The sequence below is a fragment of the Caballeronia glathei genome (assembly GCF_000698595.1).
Classification (GTDB): domain Bacteria; phylum Pseudomonadota; class Gammaproteobacteria; order Burkholderiales; family Burkholderiaceae; genus Caballeronia; species Caballeronia glathei.
Window position 1 is genome coordinate 1 of sequence record NZ_JFHC01000134.1, and the last position, 10,067, is coordinate 10,067.

Annotated in this window: 13 protein-coding genes and 4 pseudogenes; 3 read left to right on the forward strand and 14 right to left on the reverse strand. The window is 59.4% G+C overall.

The genetic code is table 11. The features are described from left to right. Positions 1 to 107: 107 nt before the first annotated feature. Positions 108 to 1,670, reverse strand: a pseudogene (locus BG61_RS36880) (IS3 family transposase). Positions 1,671 to 2,223: 553 nt separating this feature from the next. Here BG61_RS36880 and BG61_RS36890 point away from each other — a divergent pair. Further along, entirely contained in the window at positions 2,224 to 2,436 is a 213-nt protein-coding gene (locus BG61_RS36890) for a DUF4145 domain-containing protein (protein WP_035943083.1), read from the forward strand. A 106-nt stretch (positions 2,437 to 2,542) separates the two neighbouring features. Here BG61_RS36890 and BG61_RS36895 read toward each other — a convergent pair whose 3' ends face one another. The 7 genes from BG61_RS36895 to BG61_RS36915 form a co-directional block, all read right to left on the reverse strand. Continuing rightward, on the reverse strand, positions 2,543 to 2,770 hold the full coding sequence (locus tag BG61_RS36895; RefSeq protein ID WP_035943086.1) for a hypothetical protein: 228 nt from the start codon (positions 2,768 to 2,770) through the stop codon (positions 2,543 to 2,545). 69 nt (positions 2,771 to 2,839) lie between these two features. Beyond that, entirely contained in the window at positions 2,840 to 3,136 is a 297-nt protein-coding gene (locus tag BG61_RS36900; RefSeq protein WP_035943087.1) for a hypothetical protein, read from the reverse strand. Further along, entirely contained in the window at positions 3,129 to 3,290 is a 162-nt protein-coding gene (locus BG61_RS43095) for a hypothetical protein (protein WP_158447314.1), read from the reverse strand. The genes BG61_RS36900 and BG61_RS43095 overlap by 8 nt, the downstream gene beginning before the upstream one ends. Further along, positions 3,265 to 3,948 (reverse strand): ATP-dependent DNA ligase, encoded by a 684-nt coding sequence (locus tag BG61_RS36905; protein WP_063741171.1) that lies wholly within the window; start codon positions 3,946 to 3,948, stop codon positions 3,265 to 3,267. Before BG61_RS36905 ends, BG61_RS43095 begins: the two co-directional genes overlap by 26 nt. Continuing rightward, positions 3,945 to 4,145, reverse strand: a complete 201-nt coding sequence (locus BG61_RS36910) for a hypothetical protein (RefSeq protein ID WP_035943091.1) — start codon at positions 4,143 to 4,145, stop codon at positions 3,945 to 3,947. Before BG61_RS36910 ends, BG61_RS36905 begins: the two co-directional genes overlap by 4 nt. 1,097 nt (positions 4,146 to 5,242) lie before the next feature. Continuing rightward, positions 5,243 to 5,593: a hypothetical protein gene (locus BG61_RS42530; protein ID WP_152565284.1), complete on the reverse strand. Its 351-nt coding sequence runs from the start codon at positions 5,591 to 5,593 to the stop codon at positions 5,243 to 5,245. Between the two features lie 84 nt (positions 5,594 to 5,677). Next, positions 5,678 to 6,082, reverse strand: coding sequence for a hypothetical protein (locus tag BG61_RS36915; protein WP_152565285.1), 405 nt, complete (start codon positions 6,080 to 6,082; stop codon positions 5,678 to 5,680). Positions 6,083 to 6,495: 413 nt separating this feature from the next. Between BG61_RS36915 and BG61_RS36920 the strand changes: the two are divergent. Further along, positions 6,496 to 7,118 (forward strand): annotated as a pseudogene (locus tag BG61_RS36920) (MarR family winged helix-turn-helix transcriptional regulator). 148 nt (positions 7,119 to 7,266) lie between these two features. Here the strand turns inward: BG61_RS36920 and BG61_RS36925 are convergent. The 4 genes from BG61_RS36925 to BG61_RS44485 all read right to left on the reverse strand — a co-directional run bounded on the left by BG61_RS36925 (position 7,267) and on the right by BG61_RS44485 (position 8,803). Then, a complete protein-coding gene (locus tag BG61_RS36925) occupies positions 7,267 to 7,680 on the reverse strand; it encodes a hypothetical protein (RefSeq protein ID WP_051673054.1) in 414 nt (137 codons plus the stop codon). A 73-nt stretch (positions 7,681 to 7,753) separates the two neighbouring features. After that, on the reverse strand, positions 7,754 to 8,050 hold the full coding sequence (locus BG61_RS36930) for a hypothetical protein (protein WP_035943095.1): 297 nt from the start codon (positions 8,048 to 8,050) through the stop codon (positions 7,754 to 7,756). A 40-nt stretch (positions 8,051 to 8,090) separates the two neighbouring features. Further along, positions 8,091 to 8,345: a hypothetical protein gene (locus tag BG61_RS36935; protein ID WP_051673055.1), complete on the reverse strand. Its 255-nt coding sequence runs from the start codon at positions 8,343 to 8,345 to the stop codon at positions 8,091 to 8,093. 8 nt (positions 8,346 to 8,353) lie between these two features. After that, positions 8,354 to 8,803 (reverse strand): hypothetical protein, encoded by a 450-nt coding sequence (locus BG61_RS44485; protein WP_233469266.1) that lies wholly within the window; start codon positions 8,801 to 8,803, stop codon positions 8,354 to 8,356. 305 nt (positions 8,804 to 9,108) lie between these two features. On the opposite strand from BG61_RS44485, the pseudogene BG61_RS41005 reads away from it, so the two are divergent. Further along, a pseudogene (locus tag BG61_RS41005) lies at positions 9,109 to 9,437 on the forward strand (transposase); the annotation flags it as partial. Here BG61_RS41005 and BG61_RS41010 read toward each other — a convergent pair. Together BG61_RS41010 and BG61_RS43775 are read right to left on the reverse strand one after the other, a co-directional pair. After that, positions 9,432 to 9,623 (reverse strand): annotated as a pseudogene (locus BG61_RS41010) (IS5/IS1182 family transposase); the annotation flags it as partial. The pseudogenes BG61_RS41005 and BG61_RS41010 overlap by 6 nt on opposite strands. A 251-nt stretch (positions 9,624 to 9,874) precedes the next feature. Next, on the reverse strand, positions 9,875 to 10,067 hold a 193-nt coding region (locus BG61_RS43775; protein ID WP_206540633.1), incomplete at its 5' end, for a hypothetical protein.

Below are 10,067 nucleotides of genomic sequence, written 5' to 3' on the forward strand. Positions count from 1 at the left end.
AGGCGACAACTACTATGACACCGGGGGACCATTGTTACCTGTATACATGATAATGTCCTCTATCACATACAGACTGGCGGCGCGTGTCAAGGTACTTGTCGCCTCAGTCATGCAGCCAAAGGCTGTCTAAGTGTAGCGTGCGAGGCCATCGTGATGACTGACTCGCGCTCCGGATTGAGCGTGACGGCACCGATGGGCGTCCAGTCTCGCGTGCAGCCTGACCAGCGGGCCGGCTTACGTTCCCGCGCCTGGACATACACCTCGTGACGAGCGGCGAGGATCGCGTGATCGTCTCCCTCATGGCGCTGCGCCGGGCTGACGTAGCGGATGCTGCTGTGACGGTGGTCGAAGTTGTACCAATGCACGAAGTCGCTCGCCCAGTCGCGTGCAGCATTGAGCTCGGCGAAGCCCGTGGCGGGGAACTCCGGGCGGTACTTTGCCGTGCGGAACAGCGCCTCGGCATAGGCGTTGTCGTCACTGACGCGTGGGCGTGAGTACGATGGCTTCACGCCAAGCCAGTGGAGCATGGCCAGCACGGTCGTGGCCTTGAGCGTGGAGCCGTTGTCTCCGTGTAGCACCGGCTTGTCCGCCAGAGTAGCGATGCCCTCGGCCAGCGCCGTGCGCCGCACCAGATGGGCAGCGTGACTGGCATCGTCGCCCTCGTGCACCTCCCATCCGACGATCTTGCGGCTGTACAGGTCCAGGATCAGGTACAGGTAAAACCATTGACCGACGACCTCGGCGGGCAAGTACGTCATATCCCAGCACCAGACTTCGCGTGGTGCGCAAGCGATGTGCGTGGTCGGCGGTCGGCCAGCCTTGGGCGCTTTCGCCCGGCCCCGATGTGCAGTTTGTCCGTGCTCGCGCAGCACGCGGGCGAAGGTGGATTCGCTGGCGATATACACGCCTTGGTCGGCCAGCATTGGCACGATGCGCGCAGGAGGCATATCGGCGAAGCGCGGCTCGTTGGCCACCCGCAGCACCTCGGCACGCTCGGCGGCGCTCAGCGCATGGGAAGGTTGCGGGCGTACCGCATGAGGTCTTCCATCGCCCGATACGAGGCCTTCGCCGGCATTCCAGCGCTGCAGGGTGCGCACGTCGATGCCGGCCGTCTGGCAGGCCAGGCGCAGCCGTGCGCCGGCCTTGTGCGCGGTGTGGATATCGCGGGCCATCGACTGGCGATCTTCGAGGTCGATCATTCGTCCTCGCCCGTGCTGAAGATCGCCGCGACTTTTTTTGATAGCACCAGCAGCGCCGCCGTCTCAGCCAACGCACGGTCCTTGCGCCGCAGCTCGCGCTCGAGTTCCTTGATGCGACGTCGGTCCTGCTGCGTCTGCTGCGGGCTGGCACGCGCCTCCTCGGGCTCGGCCAGCGCCTGCGTGGCGCTTTGCCGCCAGGAAGCCAGCTCGTGCGGATACACGCCGTTGGCGCGGCACCATGCGCTCTTGGCAGCCTCGTCCATCGCAGCGGTCGTCAGCACGGCGTCAAATCGGGCCGCCGCTGTCCAGGCCCGCTCGCGAGCGGGCCTGGACAGCGCATCACTGCGCCAGCGCTCCAGCGTCCCCCACTCCCACGCCAACCTCACGTGCAACGTCTTCCAACGCCGCGCTCTCCGGCGGCAGCAACCGCGCAACCGCTCTGTCCTTGAATGCTTGTCCGTATTTTGCCAATTCGTTTTCTCATCATCGCCCCCGGTTCATTGATTCTATTGGAGCGACAAGTATTCTGACGCGGGGGGCTGGCCACAAAACAAGACAATCGTACGTGACGTGGCGGCAAAAGCCCTGCTCTTGGCGAGACGCACGCGAACGGATCGCTCAAACGAAAATCACCGTCGCTCGTGCGGCCCGTCTGCCTAGTCATCGGTCGTCGTCGCTTTAAAAAATGGCGGGTCGTCGCTCGTCAACAGACGTTCGCTAACCGACTGCGAATGACTGCTCCTGGCCGGTTTTTGCCCGTCGCTGTCCGGCGACAGGCAACGCGTCGGTGCCGCGACCGGCCTTCGAATCCTGCTGCATCAACGAGGACATGCCGGGCTTTTTCATTTAACGCGGCAGAGCGACAGGGATATTTCACATTCCGTGGCGACTGCTGGGCGGCCGGTGTCGAATCCTGGCCACGGACAGATGTTGTCAGGTGCCACAGAAAGTGAAAACTGTGCCAGGTGAGTGAAAAACTGCTGACGTAGATAGGTAAGCGTGAATTTCCACCCACCTAGCGTTGATGCCGGAAGAGAACATCGATGGTCTCACAGGGAAGATACGGTACAGCCTCGGCCTTCGCCTAATCTGGCTATTCGACACCGAGCGTCTGGACGAAGGACTACGGGAGCTTTCGGCCTGCGTGAAGGATTACGGCAACGACGGCGCGCACGAGGGAACGCTCGACGAGGTTGCAGCGCTCGATCTGCAGGACTTCACCGTCATGCATCGATGATAGGTCCGGCCTCGGGCCAGCTTGTCGAGTATGGCGGCGGCTCCTCCTCAGGCGAACCGCCTTCGGCCCTCCACACCAGCCGTCTAGTTCACGGCCGCATAGTTGTTCAACTTTCATGGTCGCTCACTTGTTCGATGCGGAGGTAGCGCACTACGTGCTCGTGCGTGGTGGCGCGAGAACGATGCTCGCCGACCTTGAACCGTTTGCTTGGGTCGGCTTTGGCTGCGCTGTCGACAGCAACCTCAATGGTCGCGCGGTTGAACTCGATAGGAAGTAATAACGCTGCTCCCTCCGGGAGACCAAGCAGCAGTTCAAGCAAGGAATCGGCAAGCATCGGGTCGGCCTCGTCTTTAACGTTTCATTTACTTGCGTCCCCATCCGAGCGATATTGTCGGGACGGTGCTCATGAGGCAGAGCGCGTGACATCGTTGAGGATGCGGACCATTGCCGCTTGAGGCGTGCGCTCGTTGAGCGATTTCCAGGCGACGAATCGGCATTCGTGATCGATGACGATTTGGTCCCACCAGCCTTCCCTGTCTTGATAGATAACGATGTCGCCGGAGCATAGTTCCTCCATCTGCACCAGACTCGCGAGCACTCGCTCGACATCGTTGGTCGCGCTAATGCCGCCTTCATCGAGGTCCGTGATGCAGACAAAGCGCAGGTGAAAGACTGTGACGGCCGAGCGCACGTTATTCATGAGGTCTCGCTTCGTAGAGTTTGATCAGCACATCGAGGCGCGCGATGATTCGGTCCGCATGCTTGGACACCTTGTCACCCATCCCGGCATAGAGGCGTTCAATTTCGTCGAGCCTTTGATTGATCTCATCAAGCGCTTCCTCTTCGGTTATCACTTCGCCTCCTTGGTTTTGCGGCCCCATCCGAGCGCGCGGTCGGTCGGCTATATTCAGCATGCTTGATGTCTTGCCAATCGTTTGAACGTCCGCGCTGATACGTTGAGTCGAGCCGCTTGGCAATGACGCCTTCGAAGCCGTCCGCCTTCGCCTGCTCGAACACCGATGCGCCCGCCGCGACCACGCCGGCCACATTAACGAGCACGCCCGTGTTATCGAACGAGTCGCGCAGCACCTTTTTACGCTCAAGCAAGGGAAGCCGCCGCAAGTCACGCCCGCCCGCCGCGAGCACGTCGAAGACGTACAGGCGGGCAGGATCTTGCTTTGCCGCGGCGCGCACATGCATTGGCCATGTGGCGAGGGCGCGCCACTGAAGGCGCTCGAGTGACGACTGGCCGGTCGGCTCGTCTACCGTTAGCTCGGCATCCCACACGAAGTCTCCCGGCACGCCCATGACAGCCTCGATGATGTCCGAAAACGAGCGATTGAAGGAATTGCCTCGGCGGGAGATCAACTCGATGTGCGAGCCGACCTTTCGGACGAGACAGCGAAAGCCATCGTACTTCAGCTCGAAAAGCCAGTCCTCATGCGAGAACGGCGAAGGCGCGAGCGTGGGAAGCATCAGGTCCGCCGCGCCGATCAGCGGGATAGCGCTCATGTCTTCGGCAATCCCGCGCTGATATAGGCGAGCTTCGCCCAGCCGAAGGCTTCGTGGTTCACCTCGCCGGGGTTACATCCCGAATAGGCGCAGAAGTGGTCGAAGTCATCAATCGCCGTATGCCCGTGTCCATTCGGCGTAGGCGGGTGTGCTTGCAAGACGAGGGCTAAGATCTCGTCGGGTTTCCCGTAGCACATGCTCGTCTCCTTTGTCGCTTATCCCTCATATATATGAAGAAATTCGAACAGCGACGCAAAGCCGAGATGAGCAAGATTCTTTCCTAGCCCTCTGCGGTCAATCTAATTTATTGCCCCGAACCCCGAAGATTGCCTGGCAGACAGAACTCGTCACTTGAAACAGGAGGAGTTCATGTTCTGGCTTTTTTTCGTCGCAGTCGCGGCGATCTACGTCATCGAGGTTACCCGCCACCCATGCATCTATCGAGCGCTGAATGACTTCACGCGGCCGCAGGGTTGCGACTGACTGGCGGCTTCAAGCGCGCCGATGAGAAAACGTTTTTTCACTTAGTGCGGCAGCGCGCGACTGTTATTTCATTTTCCGTGGCACACGCCGGACGCTTCGTGCACCCTTTCTGAAAAATCGGTTTAAATTCAACGACCCGTTTTTGGTGTCATCCGACAGCCGTTTCTCACGGTTTGTGGCGGTGTGCCCCTCAAGGTGATCGGTCGGGGGTGGCGCGATAGACGTCCGGTTTGTGGCGAGCGGCTGTAAAATCGGCCGGCGTGTCGGGTGCCACAGAAGTGAAAACTGTGCCCTTTTCGGCGAACGAGGCTGGGTGTGATCTCGTCGTAGGGCCAAGTACTATGATGAATTTTTCGGTAGGCCGTCCAGAACGAGATCTCCGTCCCATTCGAGGGTGACGCGGCTAATCCCTTCCACGATAGTTTCGGCCGCTCGTCGGCCGGCGGGTGTAATACGGTATGCATAAGACCACCCCGAACCGTCGCTCTTCTCTCGCGCGCGTGTTACATGTCCGCGCTCAACGAGCTCGTGCAGATCTCCGCCTAGCACGACACGAGTCCGCCTGATTGACGTCGGCTTGATGCCCGAGCTAGTCGCAGCGGCAAAGTCCTTGATGAAGGCCTCAGTGCGTGTGCCAACAGCGGCGCCATATTTTCCTGAATTAATCGCGACGATAAGCCAGTCAAGCCGCTCCCTGAGCGGACTTATGACGCGTGGATAGACCATTTTCACTCCCAACGTTGCGACTAGCGTATTTAAACATGAGATGGATCGACATATGGCGGACCACCAAGAAGACCCTCCGTTCGCTTTATTCGAACGTGATACAACCGTTGGCGTCGAGTGTTTCAACTGCTCGTCTACCGTCCGCCGTAATGCGGTATGCATAGAACCAGTATGTTGAAAGACTTGAATTATCGGCCCTCTGTTTCACGCGAGTTATATAGCCGCGAAGAAACAGTTCGAGCAGATCCTCATATAACGCCCCACACTGCGTTCCCGTTGGCGTCGATTTAGTCGTCGCGCGAGTCGCGGCGACGTAGTCATTGAGAAAAGCTTCGTTGCGCGCGGCGACCGCAGGACCATAGCGTCCGGAACTAATCGCGACGACAAGCCAACCGAGACGCTGCCCGCGTCGACTCATAATGCGTGGAGAGTCCATGTTTGTTCCTGACCGTGCGACTAGACCCGTCCAGTGTAAACAGGATTGTAACCGCGCGCCGCTCTGGGCTTCCACCGAACGGCATCAACTTTTCGGCGATCGGTTAGTTGAGACGGCTTTGACAAACCTCTCTGGCGCAGCAGCGCTCTTTTTAGCATCTCTTACCAGCTTGCGATCCGCGTTGGCATACGCTGCCGCGATTGCTTGCAGCCGCGTTTCCTGCAGGTGACGGTCGTACTCGTTAACGATAGCGTTCACCTGCGCTACCAAACGATCAGAAAATTGCCATTTGTCAGTGTCCAGACCACCAGCGAGAACATTGGATATGCCTTGTGTTGCCTCATCAAGCAACGACGATGGCAATAGACCGAAGCCGTCCTCGGAGAGCGTCTTTACGAGCAGCACGATGGACGACATATTGAGCGCTGCCTCCTTGTCGCCTCTGCCTTGACGCACCTCTTCGAACGCCAGTCGGACCTGCAGACTCAATGCGTCGGCACCCGCGCGCGTCAGAGGCAGATATAGTTCCCTCTTCTGGCGATCATGATTTGGGCGCGTTACTGAGTTCTTTTTCCGCTTCCTTGATACGGGCATGTCTTCGCTTAGGTGTGTTTGTCGATCACCGGCTCACGCTTATGCGTCAGCGCGGGACATCTGGACGAGGTCGGGCATTGTCCACATACAGAACTGGGCCCATTGTAAGCTTATTAACGCTGGTGAGGCGCTCGCTCGTCTTCGCAAACTCGGCGTCAGTCTTGATACTGGTTGGTCCATTAGGAGACCAGCGCGACGGGCTGTCCGTCAAGTGCATAAGGTCAGAAGTTCCGGAAACTGACGAAATCCGAAGAATCCGTTCGTATGGCTTAAAATGATCGTGCACCCGAACGTACGGAGATAACGATATGAGCGAAGGGGTATATGGACCGCAGGCGCCCGGGCGGGTGACGCACGGACTTGCTGCGGCTGAGCACGGCGATGCGCAGTCAGGCATGGGAATGGGCGGAAGGCGCGAAGCTCACTCCGACCCAGGGCGAAATTCTGGTCTTACTGACACAGCGCAAAGGACCGATGCGTCTGGGCGCAATCGCACGGGAAACCGCCCTCACCGCGGCGACGATCAGCGATGCCGTGAGCACGTTGGAAGAAAAGGGACTCGTCGAGAAGCGTCGTGCAATCGACGACGGTCGCGCACTAGCAGTGCGTCTGACTGCACGCGGACGGACGGCGGCGAAACATGCGCTCAAATGGCCCGACTTCCTCGCGAAGGCGGTCGGCACGCTGCGTGCCGAGGAACAGGCCGCGCTCTACCGGACGATCCTGAAGGCGATCCGGCAACTGGAACCGCAAGAACAAATCCCTGCGCATCGCATGTGCCTTTTCGTGCGCGCATTTCGAAGTCAGCAAGAATCCAAAGCGATCGCCGCATCACTGCGCGCTGCTGCAGTTGTCGATGGCCGACACCGATCTACGGCTTGACTGTTCCGCGTATGAAGAAGCCGACATCGCCACGCAAAAGAAGAGCTGAAAGGTTTTCGCCCAAGTGACTTAACTAGTGCCAAGCCCCGTCGATAACTTTGAAGATGATTGGTTGATGATGGCTCGACCGGTACGGCGCTTGCACCCCTTCTGCGCTTGGACAGACACTAATCCTCCGGCTTTGAGGAGGGTCGGCGTCACTCCGGCGTGAGGCTGAACTCTTGGTTGTAGACGATTCGGTATCGGCGATCCTGTCCGGGCTTAATGTGTGTTTCGGTGCCCTTGCTCGCCGGTGTCCAACAAAGGCCACCGCTGTACGCCGAAAGTGTGAGCACGTGATCGCCCGGCTCGACCCAGAAAATCGCACGCTCCGAGGAGCCAAGCGCGCCGGCAAGAGTGCCGTCAATCTTCACACCAAGATCACAGGCCGATCCAAAGAAGGCGCTATCCCGAATGATGATGACGCGTACCTGCCGCGGGCTCGTGTGGGTCTGAAACGCCAGCATCCGGCTCGGAGGTACGCCCTTGGCATCCGCATCGAGCACTGGCGAACTGGCGCACGCGGAAAGCAGAGTGGTCGCGGCGACCGCGGCGAGGATATGCTTGTTCATTCTCGTTGATCGTCGGTTCAATTTTGGTTACGAAAAAGTGCTGCGATCGTTTTGCTTTCCTTAATTTTTGCTGTTAAGCGGGCCGGCACCACCAGGACTGCGCGCAGGAGACGCCATCGACAAACTCAATGCCGCTCAGAACGAAACCGTTCGGCCCCATCCACGAGAGAACTGCGTCGTGTAGCGGTGGCATCGGCTGTGGATCACTGACTCCAGTGACCTGGAAGCGCGCGATGTTCGAGTAGCGGTTGAGCGCCGTGGACTTCTCCTGGACCACGATCATGTCGCCGCGCACGCCCGGTGTCTTCTGAACCTCATAATGCTCGAGCGCCTTGCCGCGCACGCGCATGGGTGTGGCGTTAATCAACATTGCGCAAAAATGCTCGTAATCGCAAAGGGGCTCAGCTCCATCAGGCGTTGTGGAGGGGTGGCTCGTCCCATTCGTCGCCGTCGAGCTCTTGCTGCGCGCGCTTCAGATACGGCCACCAGTAGGGACCGACTCGATCGAACGCTTCGGCCAGCGTGTAGTTCAGGTTTTGGATCCAGTCGGGCTTGTTCAGCACGATGGCGGCCGCCAGCTTTTCGCCGGTCGAGAGCATGCCGATGCCCGTGGCTTTTGCCTCGCGGCACTTGCTAATCAGGTGGGCGTATTCCGCTTCGCTCATTGATGTCCTCAGTAGTTGCTATCCAGCCACGCTTTCGCCCATTCGAGACCCCGCTGTTTGGCCGGTTTCTGGGTGTCGTAGTAGCCGATGTCGGTGAAGTGGAAAATCTCGCCTTGGCCTTCATCTTCCCACGGACCCCGCTCGACCTCGACCCAGGCTTGCCAGAGATGGCCGCGCCGCTGGGGCGCCGATGTGATTGGCCACTCTCGGTGCTGAATCTTCATAGGCAGAGGTTTCCGTCGGCGGAAGTTTTCGTCGACCCAACGCTTCGCCCACGCGATTCCGCGATTGTAGGCAGCGTCGCGCGTCGCGCAATCGCCGAGGTCGTTGAATACGAAGCCTTGTGGCTCGCCTTCGGCGTGGCTGCCAGTGACGACGACGCAAGCCCGAAACAAGTCGCCATGTATCACCGGCGCGACCTTGATCGACCAATCTCGGTATTTAGCGTGTCCGCTCATGTCTGTACCTGGCAACCGCTGTTTGGATGTACAGTAGTATCGGACAAGTGCGATCTTCCGTCCAGTCGCTCCTGACGAATGGAAAGAACTTAAGGCAGCACTTTCGTCGCCACCGTTGCACTCATGGGGGGCAGTTGAATGGATTCGAATAAGATGGCCGGGAATCCCTCGACGATTCTCCAATTTCCGGTGACCACTGAGGCATCCGTGCGAGTCTCCCTCTCCCGAGCCGCAAAAGCGGTTGTCGAATGTGTGGTAGGCCTCCTTAACCGACATGTCATGTACTCGAAGGGGCCCAGTATGCGGGCCGCAAGCCGACTCCCGACCGGGCCGCGCTGACGGGCATTGTGTTCGTGCTGCGCTCCGGCATTGCGTGGAATCTGCTACCGCAAGAGATGGGATGCGGTTCGGGCACCGCCTGCTGGCGACGGCTCGTGGCATGGCAAGAAGCAGGAGTCTGGCAACGCATCCACGAGACGTTGCTGGCCGAACTGCGCCGTCGTGGCGAAATCGACTTGTCACGAGCGCTTGTGGACAGTTCGTCGATTCGCGCGATGCTGGCAGGAAAAAAACCGGCCCGAATCCGACGGACCGGCGCAAGCTCGGCAGCAAACACCACCACCTCATCGATGCCGCGCTTTCTCAAACGCTGTCGATGGGGTTCCGAACTGTAGCCCCGGTCGCCCTGAACGATTTGCGGTTTATGCAGTGGACGCCCCCGCTTGCCTCGAATGCGTGGAATGGCATCGACGGGGGCATCGAGCTGCGTGACAACGTGGCGGTTCGCCCCGCTCAGCGACGCGAAAGGCATCCCGATCGCGGTCATCCCCGCTCCCTCAACAGTGTTCCTTACGGTCCACCTGCCACCTTTCCAATGAGCCGGACCGTTGGCGAAGAATCGGGGTTGCCGCGTTCCCATCTGTACCGACCGGAGTACTTCCGGCCTATCCGTTTAGCACCTGTCTATTCCCCGATGGCACCGTGACGACGTGCACCCATTGCGAAGGGATGCAACCGGCCATTGGCTCAGGTCGCTGAATGTGACAAGGCAGAGAAGAGCTTTGCCATCCACTACGTTGCCGATTTACGTTCGGCGGACGGCGACACCCGTCGCACTCGCAACAGCTTCTTATATGCACGCTCGCGTAAAGAATGATCTAGGATCACCCAGGACAACCGCACGCGGCCGGCGATACCGGGCGAGGGAACGCCTTCGGTTGCGACCCAATGAGGAGCGTAGTGATGGAACAATTGCTGGCTGACT

What these genes read in the sequence shown, in the direction of transcription:
- BG61_RS36890 (WP_035943083.1), top strand. Translation starts at nt 2,224, where the DNA reads ATGCCGGAAGAGAACATCGATGGTCTCACAGGGAAGATACGGTACAGC.
- BG61_RS36895 (WP_035943086.1), bottom strand. Translation starts at nt 2,770, where the DNA reads ATGCTTGCCGATTCCTTGCTTGAACTGCTGCTTGGTCTCCCGGAGGGA.
- BG61_RS36900 (WP_035943087.1), bottom strand. Translation starts at nt 3,136, where the DNA reads ATGAATAACGTGCGCTCGGCCGTCACAGTCTTTCACCTGCGCTTTGTC.
- BG61_RS36905 (WP_063741171.1), bottom strand. Translation starts at nt 3,948, where the DNA reads ATGAGCGCTATCCCGCTGATCGGCGCGGCGGACCTGATGCTTCCCACG.
- BG61_RS36910 (WP_035943091.1), bottom strand. Translation starts at nt 4,145, where the DNA reads ATGTGCTACGGGAAACCCGACGAGATCTTAGCCCTCGTCTTGCAAGCA.
- BG61_RS42530 (WP_152565284.1), bottom strand. Translation starts at nt 5,593, where the DNA reads ATGGACTCTCCACGCATTATGAGTCGACGCGGGCAGCGTCTCGGTTGG.
- BG61_RS36925 (WP_051673054.1), bottom strand. Translation starts at nt 7,680, where the DNA reads ATGAACAAGCATATCCTCGCCGCGGTCGCCGCGACCACTCTGCTTTCC.
- BG61_RS36930 (WP_035943095.1), bottom strand. Translation starts at nt 8,050, where the DNA reads ATGTTGATTAACGCCACACCCATGCGCGTGCGCGGCAAGGCGCTCGAG.
- BG61_RS36935 (WP_051673055.1), bottom strand. Translation starts at nt 8,345, where the DNA reads ATGAGCGAAGCGGAATACGCCCACCTGATTAGCAAGTGCCGCGAGGCA.
- BG61_RS44485 (WP_233469266.1), bottom strand. Translation starts at nt 8,803, where the DNA reads ATGAGCGGACACGCTAAATACCGAGATTGGTCGATCAAGGTCGCGCCG.